Consider the following 19,210-nt stretch of genomic DNA (forward strand, 5'->3'; position numbering starts at 1 on the left):
CGCTCAGCTTAGAAAAGATCCATGATGCGCCAATTGCGCGAAGCTGCGAGGTTACGCAGGGTGTCGTCCGGGTTGGTGGCCACGGGGTCGGTCACTTCTTCCAGCAGCGGTACGTCGTTGGCGGAATCGCTGTAGAAAGTGCTGTGCTCGAAGTCGCTCCAGCCGCGGCCCATGTTGGCCAACCAGTCATGCACGCGCGTGACCTTGCCCTCGCGAAAGCTCGGTGTGCCGGCCACGTCGCCGGTGAAGGCGGCATCGGGCGAGCCGTCGGCGGTGGCAGGTTCAGTGGCGATCAGGTGGTCGATGCCGAACGCCTGGGCGATCGGGCGGGTGACGAAGCTGTTGGTGGCTGTGACCACGCAGCAGAGGTCCCCGGCGTCCAGATGCTTGTAGACCAGTGCCTGGGCCTGCGGTGTGATCTTCGGGCGGATCACCTCGTGCATGAATTCCGCATGCCACTGAGCCAGCGTGTCGCGCGAGTGGGCAGCGAGCGGTGCCAGGGCAAAGCGCAGGAAGGCTTGGATATCCAGCGTACCGGCTTTGTAGTCGGCATAGAACTGATCGTTCTTGCGCTGGTATTCGGCTTCATCCACCACGCCGCGGCGGATGAGGAAACGTCCCCACTCGTGGTCGCTGTCGGTGGGGATGAGGGTGTGATCGAGGTCGAAGAGGGCCAGATTCATGGGGCGCGATTTTACCCGAAGGTTAGGCAAGCAGCCGCGCAGGCCCCTGGATTCACTTCACGCATTTACTTCATTAAGGCGAGCATGTCGCGCACAAGCGGCAGGGTGACGGCGCGCTTGCGGGCGAGCGAATAGGTGTCGAGGGCGTCCAGCAGGGCCATCAGACTCGGCATGTCGCGGTAGGAATGCGTCACAAGCCACTGAGGAACGTCGGCGGAGAGTTGCATGCCGCGCTCGCGGGCAGCCTGGCGCAGGGCTTCGACCTTGTCGGCGTCGGACAGCGGGCGCAGCCAGTAGACCAGGCCCCAGCCCAGGCGTGTGCGCAAGTCTTCACGCAGCGGCATCGACATGGGGGCTGCCGCCCCGGCGATGGCGATGGCGGCATGCGGTTGTGCGCGCACTTCATTGACGAGGTTGAACACCGCAATCTGCGCCCATTCGTCCAGGTGCTCGGCGTCGTCGATGGTCCAGACCGTGACCTTCGGGTCAAAGTCATAGGCTTCGGCCGGCGCGTCGGGCTCAAGCGTGCGGACTTCGTAGCCGCCGGCCTCGGCTTGGGCGCAGATGGCCTGCAACAGGTGGCTGCGGCCGCTGCCTTCTTCGCCCCACAGGTAGACGAGGCGGTCGGTGGCGGTGCCGTCCACCACCTGCGGAACCAGGGCGCGCAGGCGCAGCAACGCCTCTTCGTTGCCAGCGGCGACGAAGTTGTCGAAGGTCGGAGCGGGGGGCGCGCCGAGTTCGAGCGGTAGCTGTTCTGGTTGGGCCATGAGGCTAGGGTGGCGGTATCAGGCGGCGGTAAGGCAGCCGGTAAGTTATTCGCGGTAGAGCCTGCTGTTCAGGTAGAGCTGCCGGATCTGCCGCAAACCGACCAATAGCACAGCACTGATCGGCAGGGCCAGCAGGATACCGAAAAATCCGAACAATTGGCCAAAAGCCAGCAAGGCGAGGATCACGGCCAGCGGGTGCAGGCCGATGCGCTCGCCCACCAGGCGCGGCGTCAGATAGAAGCCTTCCAGCACCTGGCCGATGCCGTAGACCACTGCCACCGCCAGCAGCCCATACAGGTTGCCGAACTGCAACAGCGCAGAAAGGATGGCCAGTGTGAGACCAATGCCGAAGCCAATATAGGGAATGAACACCGCCAGCCCCGTGAAGATGCCGACCGGCAGCGCCACGTCAAAGCCCGCCAGCGCCAGGCCCGAGGAGTAGTACACCGCCAGCACCAGCATCACGATGATCTGCCCGCGCAGGTATTGGGAGAGCAGGCCATCGGTCTCGCTGGCCAGTTCGCGCGTCTTGGCGAGCCACCGGCGCGGCACGGCCGTCTCGATCCGGCGCATCAGCATGTTCCAGTCCATCAGCAGGTAGAACATCACGATGGGTACGAGGAAGGCCGTGGCCAGCACTTGCAGCGCAGCGGAGCCTGACACGCGCAGGTAGCCCAGCGCCGTAGACATCACATCTTCCGGGCTGGAGGCGAGCTGCTCGGTCAGCAGTTTGCGCAGGCCAGGGAAGTCGAAACGGACTTGCACGCCCATCTCCGCCAGCTTGGGCGAGGCCGCTGCATTGAGCTTGGCCAGCATGCCGGGCAATTGTTCGCGGATGGCCGGAATCTCCTTCTGCAGCACGGCCAGCACCAGCAGCGTCAGCGCCACGCCCACCACCGTCAGCAGCAGGATCATCAGGAACACGCCCAGCGCGCGCGGCACGCGGTGGCGTTGCAGCCATTCCACGCCGGGGTGCAGGATGTACGCCAGGATGAACGCGAACAGGAAGGGGGTGAGCGTCGGCGCCAGCAGCTTGAGCAGCGCAAAAAAGACGATCGCCACGACGATCCAGACGAGCGTGCGCTTGGTTTCCTGCGTCAGCACGGGGGCGTTCATGGGCGGCGATGGTTCCGATGGCGGGTGGGGAGTCGGAAAAGCGGCCATTGGGAGGGCCGCATCCGGTAAAATCGCGATTTTACTGGACCGGCGGGTCCGATTTTTGTGACTTCCCGCCGCCGTCCTGCCTTCCTTACCGGTTTTTTTCTATTCAGACGTCAGTATGAGCGCTTCCGAAACCCCATCCGCAGGCCTGTCCTACCGTGACGCAGGCGTCGACATCGAGGCGGGTGACGCCCTGGTCGACCGCATCAAGCCGTTTGCCAAGCGCACCATGCGCGAAGGCGTGCTGGGCGGCATCGGCGGCTTCGGCGCGCTGTTCGAGCTGTCCAAGAAGTACCAGGAGCCGGTGCTGGTGTCCGGCACCGACGGCGTGGGCACCAAGCTCAAGCTGGCCTTTGCACTGAACCGTCACGACACGGTCGGCCAGGATCTGGTTGCCATGAGCGTGAACGACATCCTGGTGCAGGGTGCCGAGCCGCTGTTCTTCCTGGATTACTTCGCCTGCGGCAAGCTGGACGTCGAAACGGCTGCCACCGTGGTCAAGGGCATCGCCCAGGGCTGCGAGCTGGCCGGCTGCGCGCTGATCGGCGGCGAAACCGCTGAAATGCCGAGCATGTACCCGGACGGCGAATACGACCTGGCCGGCTTTGCCGTCGGCGCGGTCGAAAAGCGCAAGATCATCGACGGCACCACCATTGCCGAGGGCGATGTGGTGCTGGGCCTGGCCTCGTCGGGTGCGCATTCGAACGGCTACTCGCTGGTGCGCAAGATCATCGAGGTATCGCGTCCGGACCTGAATGCCGACTTCCACGGCCAGCGCCTGCAGGACGCCATCATGGCGCCGACGCGCATCTACGTGAAGCCGCTGCTGTCGCTGATCGAAAAGCTGAACGTCAAGGGCATGGCGCACATCACCGGCGGCGGTTTGACCGAAAACGTGCCGCGCGTGCTGCAAGACAACCTGACCGCCGTGCTGCACAAGAGCGCCTGGACGCTGCCGCCGCTGTTCCAGTGGCTGCAGAAGGCCGGCAACGTGGCCGACGACGAAATGCACCGCGTGTTCAACTGCGGCATCGGCATGGTCGTGATCGTGTCGGCAGCGGATGCACCGGCGGCCATCGCCCACCTGAAGGACGCAGGCGAGACGGTGTACCAGATCGGCGAAATCCGCGCCCGCCAAGCTGGCGAAGCGCAGACCATTGTGGTCTGATGCGCTGACGCGTAGTTCGCGCCCAACAAAAAACCGCCGATAGATTCGGCGGTTTTTTATGCGCGTCGTTCTACGGGAGCTTACTTGAGCGGCACGTAATCGCCGTTTGCCGGGTCGTCTTTCTGCAGCGCGCCGGTGTTCTTGTCGATCAGCAGGGTGACCACGTGCGGCGCGGTGTTCGGATCGCCACCGCAAGCTGGCGTGTGGTTTTCCAGCACTTCGACGTTGTAGTGCGTGTCGTCTTCCAGTCCGGCCATGAACGTCAGGCATTCGGGCGACAGGCTGGTCAGCTTGTATTTCTCGATGGCGGCGCGGGCGATGTCTGCGGCCTTGGCTTGCTCGGCTTCGCTGAGCTCGTGGGTGCTGGCTGCAGGCGCGCTCGTGGGTGCTGCGACGGGAGCAGAGGCCGGGGCCGGTGCCTGCGCAGCAGACTTCTGTGCGTCGTCGGAACGGCCGCAGCCCGTCAGCGCAACGGCGGCGAGCACGGCAAGAAACAGGGGTTTGATCATGGCGCGCGGGGCGTGGGTTCGGAGACAAGACCGCGACTTTACCCGGAATGCATTGATCTTTTCCACGCTGCGTACGCCTGTGGCATGCAGACCGCGCAGGGGCGATAGCCGGCGGCGCGCGCGTCGGCTTCGCTCAGGAAGAACACCCGGTGCCGGACATAGCCGCCACGCGCGATGGCCTGGCGGGCCGCACGGCAATCGAGCCGGCCATAGATGCGTGCCCGCCGATGCCCGCCCAGCATGCCGGGCACGGCGCTCTCATAGGGCTGACCATTGGCGCCCAGCAGCGTCCAGGTGTTCACGCCACGGGCAGGGCTTCGGCATGCGCTTCGCGCTCTAGCAGCGCGCGCTTGCGCTCCACACCCCAGCGATAGCCGGAGGTATTGCCGTCGCGGCGGATCACCCGATGGCACGGAATGGCCACGGCGATGTGGTTGGCCGCACATGCCTGCGCTACCGCGCGCACCGCCTTGGGCGCGCCGATACGCGCGGCAATTTCCGCATAGCTGGTCGTGCTGCCGGGCGGTACTTCGCGCAACGCTTGCCACACCCGCTCCTGGAACGCCGTGCCGCGCACATCCAGCGGCAGATCCAGACCAAGGGAGGGCACTTCAATCAAGCCCACCACCTTGGCGACCAAATCCTCAAAACCGGCATCACCGCCAATCAACTCGGCCTTGCGGAAGGTGTCCTGCAGATCGCGCACGAGGGCGTCCGGGTCGTCGCCCATCAGGATCGCGCAGATGCCCCTATCGCTCTGTGCCACGAGAATCGAACCGAGCGAGCACTCGCCCACGGCAAAGCGGATCGTGGTCTGTGCTCCGCCCGCGCGGTAGCGGCTGGCGGTCATGCCGAGCACGTGGTCGGAGGCCTCGTAGAAGCGGCTGCTGGCGTTGAAGCCCGCGTCGTAGATGGCTTCGGTGACGGAGCTGCCGCGCCCCAGCTGTGCGCGCAGCTTGCGTGCCCGGTGGGCATCCGCATAGGCCTTGGGGGTCAGGCCGGTCACGCTCTTGAACAGACGATGGAAGTGATACGTGCTGAGGCCGGCGTCCTGCGCGAGCACGTCGAGCGAGGGCGGTGTATCCGAAGCTTCAATGCGGCGGCAGGCAGCCGCGACCACCGCGGCTTGTTGCGCGCGCGCGGTGGTCTGGTCGGGGCTGGCGCGGCGGCTCGGGCGGTAGCCGGCGGCTTCGGCGTCAGCGGCGGTGTCGAAGAACTCCACGTTCTCCGGGCGCGGCAGGCGCGATGGGCTGCTCGGCAGGCAGTACACGCCGGTGGTCTTCACGGCATAGACGAACGCACCGTCTGCGGAGGCATCGCGCGCGAGCACACGGGCCCAGCGCGGGTCATGTTCGACGGTGATGGCTGGTGCGATTTTGGCGGACCTTTGCATGGCATCCAGGGGGATAAGTCGATGCCTGTACTGTAGGCGCGGAGCCCAGTGTGGACACTCCGCGTCTTGCGGTCAAATTCTCGGAGTCGGCTGCGTCACTTGTTCGGCATCCGCCAGAGGTACCACGCGGCGATGGTCCGGTACGGACTCCACGCACGGCCGATGGTCTCCATCTGCTTGCGGGTGGGCGTAGTGTCGAGACACTTCAGACGGCGGTAGCCTTCGCGCACGCCGAAGTCATCAGCGGGCAGGATGTCGGAGCGCTCCAGCGTATAGATCAGCAGCATCTCGACTGTCCAGCGGCCGACGCCGCGTAGCGTGACAAGCCGCTCGATCAGCGCGTCGTCCGACATGGCGAGTGCCGCATCGCGCGTGGGCACCACACCGTCGAGCGCGGCTTGTGCAATGCCACGAATCGTCGCCAGTTTGGTGGCCGAGAAACCGCAGCTGCGTTGTGCCGCCTCGTCGGTGGCCAGCAATTGCGTGGGTGAGGGAAAGCCCACGCCGGGGTAGAGCGCCAGGAATCGACCGAGGATGGCGTCGCCCGCTTTGGCATGCAGTTGCTGATACGCGATGGCGCGTACGAGTGCCTCGTAAGGCTCGCGTGCAGGTTTGGCGGCGTGGCGGCACGGGCCAATTGCAGCGACGTGGCGAGCCCAGTCGTCGTCCAGCGACGAAAGGAAATCCGCTGCACGCGTGTAAGCGTCGTCGGACAGATCGGCAGCGATGGTCAATGTGGTGGCCAATGCGGTCAACCCGCTTTGCGGAAGGTGAGGTTGATGCGCTGCGTGCCCAGCAGCGCATGCGCGTGCTCCTTGAGCGGTGCAACGCCGTGATAGCGCAGGCGGTCCGGCCCGCCCCAGACGACGACATCACCATGAAAGAGCGGTACGCGCTGCGTCTTGTCTGCGCGCTTGTGCCCGCCGAACAGGAAGATCGCGGGCATACCGAGCGACACCGAAACGATGGGTGCGCCGTAGTCCTGTTCATCGCGATCCTGATGGAGCGACAGCCGCGTGCCAGGCACGTAGCGGTTGATGAGGCACGCGTCAGGCGTGAAGCCGGGGAAGCCTGCTTCGGCGGCGGCACGGTGTGCGAGACGCAGGAACACGTCGGGCAACGGTGGCCATGGCTGGTTGGTCAACGGGTCGTGCGTGGTGTAGCGATAGCCGCGGCGGTCTGATGTCCAGCCCAGTGAGCCACTGTTGGTGAGCGCCACCGACATTTCGAGACCGCCCGGCGTGACCATGTGGCGAAACGCTGCCCGCTCCACGATGGCCTCCACGGCGCTGAGCAACGCCGGCGCGTCAGCCAGTGCAAAGCTGCGCAGTACGAACGACGCTGGCCCGAGCACGATGCGTGTGTCGTCAGCGTGTTCCTGATCGGCAAAGAGATCGCCGGTTGTCATGTGCACCGCCTCACAGAGCATCGTGGAAGATGATGCCCACAGTATGCCGCTGTCCGGAATGCAGGCGGCTCACGCCGTGGCGCATGTTGACGCGATACACGCCGCGCGTGCCCTGCACGGGCCGGTGGTGCACGGCAAAGATCACCGCGTCGCCTTTGCGTAGCGGCACGACTTCCGGACGCGACTGCATGCGCGGGCGCTGCTCGGTCATGACGAATTCGCCGCCGGTGAAGTCGACGCCGGGCTCGGACAGCAGGATCGCTACCTGCAGCGGGAAGACGTGTTCGCCGTAGAGGTCTTGATGCAGGCAGTTGTAGTCGCCGGGGCCGTATTGCAGGATCAACGGTGTCGGGCGCAACTGGCCAGCCTCGTGGCAGCGGCGCAGGAAATCGGCATGCACAGCGGGGTAACGCACGTCGATACCCATCGCCTGATTCCAGCGGTTGGCGATGGGCGCGAGTTGCGGATACAGCGCGGTGCGCAACTGCGCGATGCGGTCGGGCAGCGGGTAGGCGAAGTACTTGTACTCACCGCGGCCGAAGCCGTGGCGCGCCATCACCACGCGCGAACGATAGAGCGTGTCGCGCGGGTAGAGGGCGGTGAGCGCATCGCATTCGTCGTGCGTGAGCAGACCGGGCAGTACGGCGCTGCCGACGTCGTTGAGCGCGTCTTCTGCGGCGGTCCAATCGATGGTGTCGACGTGTGTGCGAGTCATGCGTGGTGCTCCATGGCGAGCAATGCGCGTTTGCGCGCGACGCCCCAGCGATAGCCAGCCAGGCCGCCGTCGGTACGCACGACACGATGGCATGGAATGGCGATGGCCAGCACGTTGGCGGCGCACGCGCTGGCAACGGCGCGTACCGCGTCGGGCTGGCCGATGCGCTGCGCTATTTCAGTGTAGGTCGTGGTGCTGCCCGCAGGGATGTCGCACAGCGCTTGCCAGACCCGGCGTTGGAACGGTGTGCCGCCAATGTCGAGGGTGCCGTCAAAGTTGCCGGACGGTGCATCCGCCAGCGCAATGGCCTGGGCCAACTGCGCGCTGAGTGCGGCATCGTCACGCATCAGTACCGCATTGGGAAACGCTGCGGCGAGTTCCGCGCGTAGTGCATCCGCCTGATCGCCAAGCAGCAAAGCACAGATGCCACGGCCACTGGCAGCGGCCACCAGCACTTGGCTGAGCGTGCTGGTGCCGATGGCGTAGTGCAGCGTGGTAGGGGTGTTCATGGTTCGCTCCATCAACGTGGTGATTGATGCAGCGAAGGTTAGGCGCCCGGCGCGCACGTGACACTCCGGGGCTTGCGGTCAAATTCGAGAGCCGAATCTGGAGCGTCTGGCCTTACGCTGCCAGCGCGGCAGGCATGGGGATGGCGGCCATCGTGCCGAGTGCGTCGCCGGTGGCGCGGCAGATGCGCCACTCGGGCAGCACGTCGGCGCCCATGGCTTCATAGAAGGCGATGGACGGTGCGTTCCAGTCGAGCACGCTCCATTCAAAGCGGCCGCAGTCGCGTTCCTGCGCCAGGCGTGCGAGGTGAATCAGCAGTGCCTTGCCAATGCCAAGACCACGATGTTCCGGCTCGACAAACAGGTCCTCCAGATACAGGCCCGGCTTGCAGAGGAACGTCGAGAAATTGTGGAAGAACAGCGCAAAGCCGACGGCTTGACCTTCGACCTCCGCCATCACCGCCTCGCAATAGGGGCGCGGGCCGAACAGCATGGTGGCGAGCGCCTCGGGCGTGGTCTGCACGAGGTGCGTGAGCTTCTCGTACTCGGCCAGTGCGGTGATCAGGCGAACGAGCGCCGCGCAATCATCCGGCGTGGCAGGGCGCAGCGTAAAGGTGGTAGCGGTATCGGTGGTCGTCATAGCGGTGATTGCGATTCCAGTGAGATTTGGACCAGGCGTGCGACCTGGTCGACATAATCGGGGGCGAGGCAGTCGACCACGTGCCGCTCCGGTGTGCTGCGCAGCCACGTGATCTGGCGCTTGCAGAGCTGGCGTGTGGCGGCGACGCCTTGTTCACGCAGGGCGGCCATGTCGATCTCGCCATCCAGGTAGGCCCACGCCTGGCGATAGCCCACGCAGCGAATGGACGGCAGTGTTGGCGAGAGGTCGCCGCGGCGGCGCAAACTCTCGACTTCGTCGAGCAGGCCGCCGGCGAGCATGGCATCGAAGCGCTGTGCGATGCGTGCATGCAGCACGAGGCGATCCGACGGCTCCAGTGCAATCGTCAAATACGGCGCGGCGGCTTCGTGCTGCTGGAACGCGTTTGCACCGACCTCGCGCGCGAGCAGCGCGGACATCGGTTGGCCGGTCAGCCGATACAGTTCCAATGCACGCTGGATGCGCTGCGCATCCGTCGTGTGCAGCCGCGCAGCGGTGATCGGATCGACCAGGGCGAGCTTCGCATGCAGTGCAGGCCAGCCATCGCGTGCGGCTTCGGCGTCGATCTCGGCGCGGATGGCCGGGTCAGCGCCGGGCAAATCGGACAGCCCTTGCGTGAGCGCCTTGTAGTACAGCATCGTGCCGCCAACGATGAGCGGCAGCTTGCCACGCGCGCGGATGGCGTCGATGAGCGTATTCGCATCGTTGGCGAACTGCGCGGCGGAATAGGCGTCGAGCGGATCGATGATGTCGATCAGGTGATGCGGAGCGATGGCCTGTTCTTCGGGGCTGGGTTTGGCCGTGCCGATGTCCATGCCGCGATACACCAGCGCAGAATCCATGCTGATGATCTCGACCGGCCAGCGCTCGGCGAGCTTCAGTGCGGCAGCGGTTTTGCCGGATGCGGTGGGGCCAAGCAGGCAGACGGCGCGTGGCGCGTTGACAGAAGACACGGTCATCACAAACTCACTGACCGCGCAGGAACAGACGGTCCAGGTCAGCCACGGTGAGCTGGATCCACGTCGGGCGACCGTGGTTGCATTGGTCCGCGCGCTCGGTGGCTTCCATTTGGCGCAGCAGCGCGTTCATCTCGTCCAGGTTCAGGCGGCGATTGGCGCGCACGGCGGAGTGGCAGGCCAGCGTGGCCAGCAGCTCGTTCTGGCGCTCGGCCAGCACGCGCGAGCCGCCATAGGCCTGCAGGTCGCGCAGCACGTCGCGGGCAAGGGCTTGTGCGTCGGCCTTTTGCAGCAGCGTCGGTACCGACCGCACCGCCAGCGTCGTGGGCGATACGGCGGAGATGTCGAAGCCCAGCAGCGTGAGCGTGTCGCGGAATTCCTCGGCAGTGCCAATTTCCACCGGGCTTGCGGCAAACGTGACCGGAATCAGCAGCGGCTGCACCTCGACGCGCTTGGCTTCCAGCGCCGTCTTCAATTGTTCGTAGAGGATGCGCTCGTGCGCGGCGTGCATGTCGACGAGCACCATGCCACGTGTGTTCTGCGCCAGCACGTAGATGCCATGCAGTTGGGCGACCGCGAAGCCGAGCGGGTGAGCATCGTCATCGGATTCCGTTTCTGCGATCGGAGCGGCAGGCGCGGTAGTGGGCGCCTCGGCGGTTGCGGTGCTGCCGTCGAACAGCGTGGCGGCGCTGGGCACGTCGGCCATCCACGCCGGGCGCGACGACGGCATCGGCGTGCTGTCACCCCGCATCATCGACAGGTATTCCGCACGCGGCTGAGCGATGCCGAGCGACGTCTGCCGCGCGGCCATCTGGTTGATCCAGCGCGTGGTGTTGTCGGCGGGCGAGGGTGCCGCCGTGACACCAGCAGCACCCGGCGCATCGGCAATGTCGGTGCGCAGGCTGTCGCCCTGTTCGCCCGCGTGGCGTGACAGCGCGCGCTGGATCGCGTGATAGACGAACTGGTGCACCGCTCGGCTGTCACGAAAGCGCACCTCGATCTTGGACGGGTGCACGTTCACGTCCACGGCTTCGGGCGGCAGCTCCAGACACAGCACATAGGCGGGGAAGCGGTCGCCGTGCAGCACGTCTTCGTAGGCGCTGCGCACGGCGTGCGTGAGCAGGCGGTCGCGCACGAAGCGGCCGTTGACGTAGAAGAACTGGTGGTCCGCCCGGCCGCGCGAGGCGGTGGGCAGGCCAGCAAAGCCAAAGAGGCGCAGTTCGCCCGCTTCCTCTTCGAAGGGCAGGCGTGCGCGCGCGAATTCGGTACCGAGCACGGCGGCTGTGCGCGAATCGGCTTGCGTCGCGTTCCAGTGCTCCAGCGGCTTGCCGTTGTGATGCACGGAGATGGCCACATCGGGCCGCGCGAGCGCTGTGCGGCGGATCACTTCCATGCAGTGGCCCAGTTCGGTCTGCTCGGTCTTGAGGAATTTGCGGCGCGCCGGCGTATTGAAATACAGATGCTGCACGTCCACCGTCGTGCCGATGCCACCCGAGGCCGGCTGCACGCGCCCGCTTTGCGCAATGATTTGCGTGGCGTGCGCGTCATGGGTGGTGCGAGAGGTGAGCGTCAGTTCCGCCACCGAGGCAATCGAAGCCAGCGCCTCACCGCGAAACCCCAGCGTCGCCACCGATTCCAGCTCTTCCAGCGAGCCGATCTTGCTGGTTGCATGCCGCATCAGCGCGACGGGCAGCTCATCGGCCGGAATGCCGCCGCCGTTGTCGGTGATGGCGATGCGCCGCACGCCGCCTTCCTCCAGCTTGATCTGGAGCTGCGTGGCGCCGGCGTCCAGCGCGTTTTCCAGCAGTTCCTTGACCACGGACGCCGGCCGTTCGACCACCTCGCCGGCCGCGATCTGGCTGATCAGCTGGTCGGGAAGGGGGCGGATGGGGCGGCGAGCGGAGGTGGCGGAATCGGGGGCGGAAGTCATCGCAGCATTATAAATGTCACACCCTGTGTGGCGTACGGACGCACACCCCGGATGCCCCCACCAAGGGCTAGGGGAAATCTAAGTCGCATCCGGTATCATTCCCCGCTCGCTTAGGGGGATGGTTTGGATATCGTGATGCAATTGGTCGACATCGTGCTGCATGTCGACAAATCGTTGGGCCTGTTGATTCAGCAGTACGGCGCGTGGGTGTACGTACTACTGTTCGCCATTGTGTTTGCCGAAACTGGCCTGGTGGTGCTGCCGTTCCTGCCTGGCGACACGCTGCTCTTCATTGCCGGCGCCATGTGCGCGACCGGTCAGATGGATACCTGGCTGCTGATCGTGCTGCTGGTGACTGCCGCCACCACGGGCAATACCGTCAACTACTTCGTTGGCTCGTGGATCGGCCCCAGGGTATTCGACGGTCACATCCGCTTCCTCGATCACCAAGCGCTGATGAAAACGCACGGCTTCTACGAGCGCCACGGTGGCAAGACGCTGGTGATGGCGCGCTTCATTCCGGTGGTGCGCACGTTCGCGCCGTTCGTGGCCGGCGTGTCGAAGATGACGTTTGCCAAGTTCCAGCTCTTCAACATGATCGGCGCCGTGCTGTGGGTCGGTCTGCTGGTGCTGGCGGGTGACCTGTTCGGCAACGTGCCCATCATCCGCGAGCACCTGAACACCATCGTGCTGATTGGCCTGGGCGCGGCGATTGTGCCGTTGGCGCTAGGCGGGCTGTGGAAGCTGCTCAAGCGCCGTCGCGGTGCTGTCCCGCAGAAGTAACGCCTAATTGAGATTCTTGCTCATGGCGCGCAGCGTTGGCATGCGCTCCTTGAGCTTGGCCGTATCGGCCGCGTCGGGCCGGGCGTCCACGTAGGCTTCCAGGTCTTCCAGTGCGGGCCGGAAGCATTCCAGGTTGGCGTAGGCCAGTCCCCGGTCGCGCACTTCCTCGATGGAATCGGGCAGCAGAATCACCAGCCGCTGCTGCACCGCCAGCAGCCGCTGCCAGCGCGACTCCTGCAAGTAGATCGCCTTCAGGTTGCGTAGCAGGCGCGCGATGATCTCCCGATGCGTCGCCACTTGCAGGAACACCCCCAGCGGCACCGTATTCGGGTCTTCGATGCCTTCCTTCTCCAAGTACGGGTCGAGCATATCCTGCAGTTCTTCCTTCGACAGCGTCTGCCCCGTCAGGGGATCGAGCACGACCTCGCCCGCGGGAATGCTCATGCGTACCAGAAAGTGGTTCGGAAAGGACACGCCCTTGAGCGGCAGGCCGATCTGCTGGCCGATCTCCATGAGCAGTACCGCCAATGAGATCGGGATGCCGCGCCGGCTTTGCAGCACGGCGTTCAGATAGGAGTTCTCGGGGTCGTAGTAATCGTTTGCATTGGGCCCGAAGCCCAACTCGCGATAGAAGAACTGATTGAGCAGGCGCAGCCGCTGGATGGCCGGCGTGCCATCGGCCACGCGGTTCTTGATCCGCGCGACCAGCACGTCGATGGCGGCCAGCTCGCTTTGCAGGTCCAGGTCCGGATACGCGTCCTGTGCGATGGACAGGGCGGTTTCGGTGAGGGGAATGCTGTCGTCGTCCGCGACCAGGGCCGAAAAATAATCGAGGACTTTAGTGGTCATCAGATGGCCTTTTTTCGGAACGTGGAGAACTTCAACCCAGTCAGCCACAGTGTACCGAAATAGACCACCGCGCACAGGACCAAGCTTGCCCCTAGCAGCGCGATGCGCACGAGCGGCTTGGCGCCCAGCCCTACCCAATCGAAATTGTGCGCAAGCCACAGCAGTACGCCAGCCAGCAGCAACACGGCCGACATCACCTGCGCCAGGAACAGCCCCCAGCCCGGCAGCGGGTGGTAATAGCCACGGCGGCGCAGGCCGAAGAACAGCAGCGCCGCGTTGATCGTCGCGCCAAAGCTGATCGACAGCGCCAGCCCGGCATGCCCGAAGATCGGCACGAAGACGTAGTTGGAGAGCTGCGTTGCGACCAGTACCACCAGCGCGATCTTCACCGGCGTGCGGATGTCCTGTCGTGCATAGAAACCCGGCGCCAGAATCTTGATGACAATCAGCCCGATCAGCCCCACGCCATACGACACCAGCGCCTGGCGGGTCATCTCGACGTCCATGCCGGTGAACTTGCCATAGTGGAACAGCGTGGCCGTGAGCGGCGCGCCAAACACGAACAGCCCCACCGCTGATGGCACCGCCAGCAGCACCGTCAGCCGCAGGCCCCAGTCGAGCAGCGATGAATACTCTTCGCGGTTGTTGTCCGCGCTCGCCTTCGACAGGCTTGGCAGCAGGATCGTCCCGAGCGCCACGCCCAGCAGTGCGGTCGGAAATTCCATCAGCCGGTCCGCATAGTTCAGCCACGACACGCTGCCTGTCGGCAGGCGCGAAGCAATATTCGTATTGATGATCAGGCTGATTTGCGCGACCGACACCGACAGCGTGGCCGGCAGCATCTGCTTGAGCACGCGCCGCACGCCGGGGTGATGCCACGCCGCCCGCACGTTGAACGACACCCGCGGCAGCATGCCCACCTTGCGCAATGACGGAATCTGGATGGCGAGCTGCAGGATGCCGCCCACCATCACCGCATAGGCCTGCGCATAGATGGGCGTCTCAAGAAACGGCGCCACAAACACCGCTGCCACGATGAACGACACGTTCAGCAGTACCGGCGTGAACGCGGGCACCGCAAACTGCCGCCACGTATTCAGAATGCCCGAAGCCAGCGCCACCAGCGACACCAACCCGATGTACGGAAACATCACCCGCGTCATGAAGATCGCCGAGATGTAGGCTTGGCTCTCGTGCTCCTTGAAGCCGGTCGCAACGGCCGTGACGATCAACGGCGCGCCGATCACGCCCAGCGCTGAGATGATGACCAGGAACCACGTCATCACTGTCGCCACCGAGTCGACCAGCGCGCGCGTCTCGGCTTCGCCTTGGCGATTCTTGAATTCGCCCAGGATCGGCACGAACGCCTGCGAGAACGCGCCTTCGGCAGAGAGCCGGCGCAGCAGGTTGGGGATGCGGAAGGCGACGTTGAAGGCGTCGGTGTAGACCGAGGCACCAAAGGCGCGGGCGATCAGCGTTTCGCGGATGAGCCCGGTGATGCGCGAGAGCATCGTCAAGCCGCTGATCGTGGCGAGGGTTTTAAGGAGATTCAAGATGAATGCGTGGTTGGGCGCCGTCCGGGAGGCAAACACGGCGATGGCGGTCTGACCGGCTGCGCCATGCGGGGTTCGCACCTAGCGTGACGGAACGGCGCAATTGCGGCCGTATTATAGGGACCGCCTCGCCATGCGCTCAAAAGTGCCGCAAAAGCCGCAATCTGCTGTCATTCGGGCGATTTCACAACACGGTTTGCATTGGATGGGGAAGTCTGCGTATAATTGCCGTCTTTCACCAATTTGCGCGCTTCGGCCTTCCGTGTCTCCCGGGGCGCTTGCTATCGTTTCTTCAGGGAATTTTCCATGGCAAACACCGCACAAGCACGCAAGCGCGCACGCCAAGCCGTCGTTCAAAACGCTCACAACTCGGCACTGCGCTCGCGTCTGCGCACCGCTATCAAGACCGTCCGCAAGGCCGTGGCTGGTGGCGACAAGGCTGCAGCTGCAGCTGCATTCAAGACCGCTCAAAGCACGATCGACAGCATCGCTGACAAGAAGATCGTCCACAAGAACAAGGCTGCACGTGCCAAGTCGCGTCTGTCCGCTGCCATCAAGGCAATGGCTGCCTAAGTTCGGGTGATGCCGGCTTAGCCGGCATGGTGTGACAGCAGTTGTCACGCACCGGCGATAAAAAAGCCTGTCTTCGGACAGGCTTTTTGCTTTGGCGCGCAGAAGGAGCGCTCGGCACGTGGTGGTGCCGGTTGTGCGTTATGCCGGCGTGCCCTCGTCGGGCAGGATGCAGGCTTCGACCAATTGCAGATTATTGTCGTGCGCGAAGTTCAGCACAAAGTCGAGCGCCTTGGGCTCGATCTCGCGCAGGCGCTCGTCGACAAAGACGCTCTTGATGCCGCCCGACATGACGGGGCGCACATAAGGGGAGTAGGTCAGGCGAGGGTCCCCAGTGTCACCGGCGGGGCGGAACTGCGCCATCACGCCGCACAGCCGATCGGCCCAGTCGCTCGGGCGGAAGGTTTTTCCGTCACGGGTGACGCCCTGGATAAAGAATTGGCGAGGGTAGGCTGCCATGGACTGCGTGGGGCTTGTGGAGATTTGCAAACGGCTTCGATCGCGCGGGTGCCGCAACGTTCGAACGGGGTGCACTTGTGGTGCGGATGATGCGCTTGCTCGGTTGCCGATTCATGAACCAGACGAACCGGCTTGTCGTGCCGGTTTGCGGACGATCGAGGCATCCGAGGCAGCCAGTATTATATCTTATATAAGACTTTCATCGGCCTTTCACCGGTGCCTTTATGGTAGCGCGGGCCGCCCGGCCCGAACTCGCCAAACTGACGGCGATCCCGTATGATGGGCTGAATCTTCAACAGACAAGGCGGCTAGGGCGACGTGCCACGGGATCTTCCGGTGCGTCATCTGCGGGCCGCCTTCGTTGTTTTATGAACCCACCAAGCTCGATCAAGCACTACCTGCAGTTCAAGGACTTTTCGCTGGAAGAGTACGAGTACCTGCTGGACCGTTCCAAGATCCTCAAGGCCAAGTTCAAGAACTACGAGACGTGGCACCCGCTGCACGACCGCACGCTGGCCATGATCTTCGAGAAGAATTCCACGCGAACGCGCCTGTCGTTCGAAGCCGGCATTCACCAGCTCGGCGGCCACGCGGTCTTCCTGAACACGCGCGATTCCCAGCTGGGGCGCGGTGAGCCGATTGAAGACGCGGCGCAGGTCATCTCCCGCATGACCGACATCATCATGATCCGCACCTTCGGGCAGGAGATCATCGAGCGTTTTGCCGCGCATTCGCGCGTGCCGGTCATCAACGGGCTGACCAACGAATACCACCCGTGCCAGGTGCTGGCCGATATCTTCACCTTCATCGAGCAGCGTGGCCCGATCAAGGGCAAGACCATCACCTGGGTGGGCGATGCCAACAACATGGCCTACACGTGGATTCAGGCAGCTGAGATCCTCTGCTTCCGCTTCCATTTTTCCGCGCCGAAGGGCTACCAGCTCGATCCGGCGATGGTGTCGAATTCCAGTCTGCCGTTCGTACACGTGTTCGAAAGCCCGCTTGAGGCCTGCGACGGCGCCCATCTGGTGACCACCGACGTGTGGACCAGCATGGGCTACGAAGCCGAGAACGAAGCGCGCAAGAAGGCATTCGGCGACTGGATGGTCACCGAGGCGATGATGCAGCGCGCGCAACCCGATGCGCTGTTCATGCACTGCCTGCCGGCGCATCGCGGTGAGGAAGTCGAAGCGGCCGTCATCGACGGCAAGCAGAGCGTCGTGTGGGACGAAGCGGAAAACCGCCTGCACGTGCAGAAGGCGCTGATGGAATACCTGCTCTGCGGCCGGTACTGAACACAGACGCTGAAGCCATAGAAAAAGGCCGCTCCGACGTGAATCGGAGCGGCCTTTTTCATTGCAGCGACTAGCGGTTACTTCTTGCCGCCGTCGAGCTGGGGCAGTGCGTTGCTGGTACCCAGCGACAGCAGACCCGCCTTCGAGTAGATCGACAGCTTGTCGCGCGTGTCCATCAGGTCCAGGTTGCGCATGGTCAGTTGACCGATACGGTCGGCCGGGCTGAACGGCGCGTCTTCCACCTTTTCCATCGACAGACGCTCGGGTGCGTAGGTCAAGTTAGGCGACTCGGTGTTCAGGATCGAGTAGTCGTTGCCGCGGCGCAGTTCCAGCGTGACGGTGCCGGTGACGGCGCGGGCCACCCAGCGCTGGGCGGTTTCACGCAGCATGATGGCTTGCGGGTCGAACCAGCGGCCCTGGTACAGCAGACGGCCCAGGCGCAGGCCGTTGATGCGGTACTGCTCGATGGTGTCTTCGTTGTGGATGCCGGTGACCAGGCGCTCGTAGGCGATGTGCAGTAGCGCCATGCCCGGGGCTTCGTAGATGCCGCGGCTCTTGGCTTCGATGATGCGGTTTTCGATCTGATCGCTCATGCCCAGGCCGTGGCGCCCGCCGATGCGGTTGAGCTCCAGGAACATTTCCACCGGGTCGGCAATTTCCTTGCCATTGACGGCGACCGGGCGGCCTTCGTCGAACGTAATCGACACTTCTTCGGCCTTGACCTCGACTTCCGGCTTCCAGAACGCCACGCCCATGATCGGGTTGACGATGCGGATGCCGCTGTTCAGGTGCTCCAGGTCCTTGGCCTCGTGTGTGGCGCCCAGCATGTTGCTGTCGGTCGAGTAGGCCTTTTCGGCGCTCATCTTGTAGCCGAAGCCTTCCTTCGTCATGAAGGCGGACATTTCTGCGCGGCCGCCGAGTTCGTCGATGAAGGTCTGGTCCAGCCAGGGCTTGTAGATCTTCAGCGCCGGGTTGGTCAGCAGGCCGTAGCGGTAGAAGCGCTCAATGTCGTTGCCCTTGAAGGTCGAGCCGTCGCCCCAGATGTTGACGTCGTCTTCCTTCATGGCGGCGACCAGCATGGTGCCGGTCACGGCGCGGCCCAGCGGCGTGGTGTTGAAGTAGGTGATGCCGCCTGTGCTGATGTGGAAGGCGCCGGCCTGGATGGCGGCGATGCCTTCATTGGCCAGCTGCGGGCGGCAGTCGATCAGGCGGGCCTTTTCTGCACCGTACTCCATCGCCTTGCGCGGGATGGCATCGTAGTCTTCCTCGTCGGGCTGGCCGAGATTGGCGGTGTAGGCATAGGGCAGCGCGCCCTTGTTCTTCATCCAACGCAGGGCCGCGCTGGTGTCCAGACCGCCGGAGAAGGCAATGCCGACCTTCTGGCCGACGGGAACGTGTTGCAGGATGGTTTCCATAGTCTTTCTCTTCAAATGATCGCTCGTGCCGCTGGATGCTAGCCCTTCAGGGCTTACGCGTAGTGGCAGATGTAGTGGTACGCCTCGGTCACGCGAATGTCGAACTTGGAGTTCGCGGGAACGTGGAAGCTTTCGCCAGCGCCGGAGGTCTTCCATTCGTCGGTGCCGTCGAGCTTGTATTCGCAGGAGCCGCCCACGCATTCCATGATCTCGGCGGCGGCCGTGCCGAAGGTCAGCGTGGCCGGCAGCACCACGCCCACGGACTTCTTGGTGCCGTCGGGCAGGGTAAAGCTGTGGCTGACGCACTTTCCGTCAAAGTACACATTGGCCTTGGTGGTCAGGCGGACGCCGTCAAAGGTTTCGGTGGTCATGGAGTAAAGGCGGAACGCAAAAAGCGGTGGTCTAGGGTCGAATCCGCCATTTTAGGGCATG

General features: G+C 64.3%; 22 protein-coding genes. 4 read left to right on the plus strand and 18 right to left on the minus strand.

Annotated elements, in window-relative coordinates; all coding sequences use genetic code 11:
* Positions 1 to 8: 8 nt before the first annotated feature.
* The 3 genes from ACS13N_RS01395 to ACS13N_RS01405 form a co-directional block, all read right to left on the minus strand.
* Positions 9 to 683, minus strand: coding sequence for an HAD family hydrolase (locus ACS13N_RS01395; protein ID WP_438930014.1), 675 nt, complete (start codon positions 681 to 683; stop codon positions 9 to 11).
* Between the two features lie 65 nt (positions 684 to 748).
* Positions 749 to 1,450 (minus strand): DnaA regulatory inactivator Hda, encoded by a 702-nt coding sequence (hda, locus tag ACS13N_RS01400; protein ID WP_438930015.1) that lies wholly within the window; start codon positions 1,448 to 1,450, stop codon positions 749 to 751.
* A 45-nt stretch (positions 1,451 to 1,495) separates the two neighbouring features.
* Positions 1,496 to 2,566, minus strand: a complete 1,071-nt coding sequence (locus ACS13N_RS01405) for an AI-2E family transporter (protein WP_438930016.1) — start codon at positions 2,564 to 2,566, stop codon at positions 1,496 to 1,498.
* A 163-nt stretch (positions 2,567 to 2,729) separates the two neighbouring features.
* Between ACS13N_RS01405 and purM the strand changes: the two genes are divergently transcribed.
* A complete protein-coding gene (gene purM / locus ACS13N_RS01410; RefSeq protein ID WP_438930017.1) occupies positions 2,730 to 3,779 on the plus strand; it encodes a phosphoribosylformylglycinamidine cyclo-ligase in 1,050 nt (349 codons plus the stop codon).
* Between the two features lie 80 nt (positions 3,780 to 3,859).
* On the opposite strand, the gene ACS13N_RS01415 is transcribed toward purM, so the two are convergent.
* From ACS13N_RS01415 to mutL, 10 genes are all read right to left on the minus strand, one after another.
* Positions 3,860 to 4,288 (minus strand): hypothetical protein, encoded by a 429-nt coding sequence (locus ACS13N_RS01415; RefSeq protein ID WP_438930018.1) that lies wholly within the window; start codon positions 4,286 to 4,288, stop codon positions 3,860 to 3,862.
* Positions 4,289 to 4,326: 38 nt separating this feature from the next.
* Positions 4,327 to 4,530 carry an Ada metal-binding domain-containing protein gene (locus ACS13N_RS01420; protein WP_438930587.1) on the minus strand — a complete coding sequence of 68 codons (204 nt, stop codon included), beginning with the start codon at positions 4,528 to 4,530 and terminating at the stop codon, positions 4,327 to 4,329.
* A gap of 56 nt (positions 4,531 to 4,586) precedes the next feature.
* Positions 4,587 to 5,681 (minus strand): bifunctional DNA-binding transcriptional regulator/O6-methylguanine-DNA methyltransferase Ada, encoded by a 1,095-nt coding sequence (gene ada, locus ACS13N_RS01425; protein WP_438930019.1) that lies wholly within the window; start codon positions 5,679 to 5,681, stop codon positions 4,587 to 4,589.
* A 95-nt stretch (positions 5,682 to 5,776) separates the two neighbouring features.
* Positions 5,777 to 6,415, minus strand: a complete 639-nt coding sequence (locus tag ACS13N_RS01430) for a DNA-3-methyladenine glycosylase family protein (RefSeq protein WP_438930588.1) — start codon at positions 6,413 to 6,415, stop codon at positions 5,777 to 5,779.
* Positions 6,416 to 6,432: 17 nt separating this feature from the next.
* Positions 6,433 to 7,089: a DNA oxidative demethylase AlkB gene (gene alkB / locus ACS13N_RS01435; protein ID WP_438930020.1), complete on the minus strand. Its 657-nt coding sequence runs from the start codon at positions 7,087 to 7,089 to the stop codon at positions 6,433 to 6,435.
* A gap of 10 nt (positions 7,090 to 7,099) precedes the next feature.
* The gene (locus tag ACS13N_RS01440) at positions 7,100 to 7,804 is read right to left on the minus strand and encodes a 2OG-Fe(II) oxygenase (RefSeq protein ID WP_438930021.1); all 705 of its coding nucleotides are present in this window, start codon (positions 7,802 to 7,804) and stop codon (positions 7,100 to 7,102) included.
* Positions 7,801 to 8,313: a methylated-DNA--[protein]-cysteine S-methyltransferase gene (locus ACS13N_RS01445; RefSeq protein ID WP_438930022.1), complete on the minus strand. Its 513-nt coding sequence runs from the start codon at positions 8,311 to 8,313 to the stop codon at positions 7,801 to 7,803. The genes ACS13N_RS01440 and ACS13N_RS01445 overlap by 4 nt, the downstream gene beginning before the upstream one ends.
* Before the next feature lie 112 nt (positions 8,314 to 8,425).
* On the minus strand, positions 8,426 to 8,950 hold the full coding sequence (locus ACS13N_RS01450) for a GNAT family N-acetyltransferase (RefSeq protein ID WP_438930023.1): 525 nt from the start codon (positions 8,948 to 8,950) through the stop codon (positions 8,426 to 8,428).
* Positions 8,947 to 9,927 (minus strand): tRNA (adenosine(37)-N6)-dimethylallyltransferase MiaA, encoded by a 981-nt coding sequence (gene miaA, locus ACS13N_RS01455; RefSeq protein WP_438930024.1) that lies wholly within the window; start codon positions 9,925 to 9,927, stop codon positions 8,947 to 8,949. The genes ACS13N_RS01450 and miaA overlap by 4 nt, the downstream gene beginning before the upstream one ends.
* 7 nt (positions 9,928 to 9,934) lie before the next feature.
* Positions 9,935 to 11,854 carry a DNA mismatch repair endonuclease MutL gene (gene mutL / locus ACS13N_RS01460; RefSeq protein WP_438930025.1) on the minus strand — a complete coding sequence of 640 codons (1,920 nt, stop codon included), beginning with the start codon at positions 11,852 to 11,854 and terminating at the stop codon, positions 9,935 to 9,937.
* Between the two features lie 135 nt (positions 11,855 to 11,989).
* Between mutL and ACS13N_RS01465 the strand changes: the two genes are divergently transcribed.
* Positions 11,990 to 12,637, plus strand: coding sequence for a VTT domain-containing protein (locus ACS13N_RS01465; protein ID WP_438930026.1), 648 nt, complete (start codon positions 11,990 to 11,992; stop codon positions 12,635 to 12,637).
* 3 nt (positions 12,638 to 12,640) lie between these two features.
* Here the strand turns inward: ACS13N_RS01465 and ACS13N_RS01470 are convergent, their stop codons facing one another.
* Together ACS13N_RS01470 and murJ are read right to left on the minus strand one after the other, a co-directional pair.
* Positions 12,641 to 13,486: a SirB1 family protein gene (locus ACS13N_RS01470; protein ID WP_039600093.1), complete on the minus strand. Its 846-nt coding sequence runs from the start codon at positions 13,484 to 13,486 to the stop codon at positions 12,641 to 12,643.
* Entirely contained in the window at positions 13,486 to 15,039 is a 1,554-nt protein-coding gene (murJ, locus tag ACS13N_RS01475; RefSeq protein WP_438930027.1) for a murein biosynthesis integral membrane protein MurJ, read from the minus strand. The genes ACS13N_RS01470 and murJ overlap by 1 nt, the downstream gene beginning before the upstream one ends.
* Positions 15,040 to 15,345: 306 nt before the next feature.
* On the opposite strand from murJ, the gene rpsT reads away from it, so the two are divergent.
* Positions 15,346 to 15,612, plus strand: a complete 267-nt coding sequence (gene rpsT / locus ACS13N_RS01480; RefSeq protein WP_199031893.1) for a 30S ribosomal protein S20 — start codon at positions 15,346 to 15,348, stop codon at positions 15,610 to 15,612.
* A gap of 138 nt (positions 15,613 to 15,750) precedes the next feature.
* Here the strand turns inward: rpsT and ACS13N_RS01485 are convergent, their stop codons facing one another.
* Positions 15,751 to 16,068 carry a DUF3579 domain-containing protein gene (locus ACS13N_RS01485; RefSeq protein WP_199031894.1) on the minus strand — a complete coding sequence of 106 codons (318 nt, stop codon included), beginning with the start codon at positions 16,066 to 16,068 and terminating at the stop codon, positions 15,751 to 15,753.
* Positions 16,069 to 16,436: 368 nt separating this feature from the next.
* Here ACS13N_RS01485 and argF point away from each other — a divergent pair, with 368 nt between their 5' ends.
* Positions 16,437 to 17,363 (plus strand): ornithine carbamoyltransferase, encoded by a 927-nt coding sequence (gene argF / locus ACS13N_RS01490; RefSeq protein ID WP_438930028.1) that lies wholly within the window; start codon positions 16,437 to 16,439, stop codon positions 17,361 to 17,363.
* A gap of 77 nt (positions 17,364 to 17,440) precedes the next feature.
* Here the strand turns inward: argF and argG are convergent, their stop codons facing one another.
* Positions 17,441 to 18,778: an argininosuccinate synthase gene (gene argG / locus ACS13N_RS01495; RefSeq protein WP_438930029.1), complete on the minus strand. Its 1,338-nt coding sequence runs from the start codon at positions 18,776 to 18,778 to the stop codon at positions 17,441 to 17,443.
* A gap of 53 nt (positions 18,779 to 18,831) precedes the next feature.
* A complete protein-coding gene (locus ACS13N_RS01500) occupies positions 18,832 to 19,149 on the minus strand; it encodes a pyrimidine/purine nucleoside phosphorylase (RefSeq protein ID WP_252682600.1) in 318 nt (105 codons plus the stop codon).
* Positions 19,150 to 19,210 lie beyond the last annotated feature (61 nt).

It is taken from the genome of Ralstonia sp. 24A2 (genome assembly GCF_051783885.1).
Classification (GTDB): Bacteria; Pseudomonadota; Gammaproteobacteria; order Burkholderiales; family Burkholderiaceae; genus Ralstonia.

What these genes read in the sequence shown, in the direction of transcription:
- ACS13N_RS01395 (WP_438930014.1), bottom strand. Translation starts at nt 683, where the DNA reads ATGAATCTGGCCCTCTTCGACCTCGATCACACCCTCATCCCCACCGAC.
- hda (WP_438930015.1), bottom strand. Translation starts at nt 1,450, where the DNA reads ATGGCCCAACCAGAACAGCTACCGCTCGAACTCGGCGCGCCCCCCGCT.
- ACS13N_RS01405 (WP_438930016.1), bottom strand. Translation starts at nt 2,566, where the DNA reads ATGAACGCCCCCGTGCTGACGCAGGAAACCAAGCGCACGCTCGTCTGG.
- purM (WP_438930017.1), top strand. Translation starts at nt 2,730, where the DNA reads ATGAGCGCTTCCGAAACCCCATCCGCAGGCCTGTCCTACCGTGACGCA.
- ACS13N_RS01415 (WP_438930018.1), bottom strand. Translation starts at nt 4,288, where the DNA reads ATGATCAAACCCCTGTTTCTTGCCGTGCTCGCCGCCGTTGCGCTGACG.
- ACS13N_RS01420 (WP_438930587.1), bottom strand. Translation starts at nt 4,530, where the DNA reads ATGCTGGGCGGGCATCGGCGGGCACGCATCTATGGCCGGCTCGATTGC.
- ada (WP_438930019.1), bottom strand. Translation starts at nt 5,681, where the DNA reads ATGCAAAGGTCCGCCAAAATCGCACCAGCCATCACCGTCGAACATGAC.
- alkB (WP_438930020.1), bottom strand. Translation starts at nt 7,089, where the DNA reads ATGACAACCGGCGATCTCTTTGCCGATCAGGAACACGCTGACGACACA.
- ACS13N_RS01440 (WP_438930021.1), bottom strand. Translation starts at nt 7,804, where the DNA reads ATGACTCGCACACACGTCGACACCATCGATTGGACCGCCGCAGAAGAC.
- ACS13N_RS01445 (WP_438930022.1), bottom strand. Translation starts at nt 8,313, where the DNA reads ATGAACACCCCTACCACGCTGCACTACGCCATCGGCACCAGCACGCTC.
- ACS13N_RS01450 (WP_438930023.1), bottom strand. Translation starts at nt 8,950, where the DNA reads ATGACGACCACCGATACCGCTACCACCTTTACGCTGCGCCCTGCCACG.
- miaA (WP_438930024.1), bottom strand. Translation starts at nt 9,927, where the DNA reads ATGACCGTGTCTTCTGTCAACGCGCCACGCGCCGTCTGCCTGCTTGGC.
- mutL (WP_438930025.1), bottom strand. Translation starts at nt 11,854, where the DNA reads ATGACTTCCGCCCCCGATTCCGCCACCTCCGCTCGCCGCCCCATCCGC.
- ACS13N_RS01465 (WP_438930026.1), top strand. Translation starts at nt 11,990, where the DNA reads ATGCAATTGGTCGACATCGTGCTGCATGTCGACAAATCGTTGGGCCTG.
- ACS13N_RS01470 (WP_039600093.1), bottom strand. Translation starts at nt 13,486, where the DNA reads ATGACCACTAAAGTCCTCGATTATTTTTCGGCCCTGGTCGCGGACGAC.
- rpsT (WP_199031893.1), top strand. Translation starts at nt 15,346, where the DNA reads ATGGCAAACACCGCACAAGCACGCAAGCGCGCACGCCAAGCCGTCGTT.
- ACS13N_RS01485 (WP_199031894.1), bottom strand. Translation starts at nt 16,068, where the DNA reads ATGGCAGCCTACCCTCGCCAATTCTTTATCCAGGGCGTCACCCGTGAC.
- argF (WP_438930028.1), top strand. Translation starts at nt 16,437, where the DNA reads ATGAACCCACCAAGCTCGATCAAGCACTACCTGCAGTTCAAGGACTTT.
- argG (WP_438930029.1), bottom strand. Translation starts at nt 18,778, where the DNA reads ATGGAAACCATCCTGCAACACGTTCCCGTCGGCCAGAAGGTCGGCATT.
- ACS13N_RS01500 (WP_252682600.1), bottom strand. Translation starts at nt 19,149, where the DNA reads ATGACCACCGAAACCTTTGACGGCGTCCGCCTGACCACCAAGGCCAAT.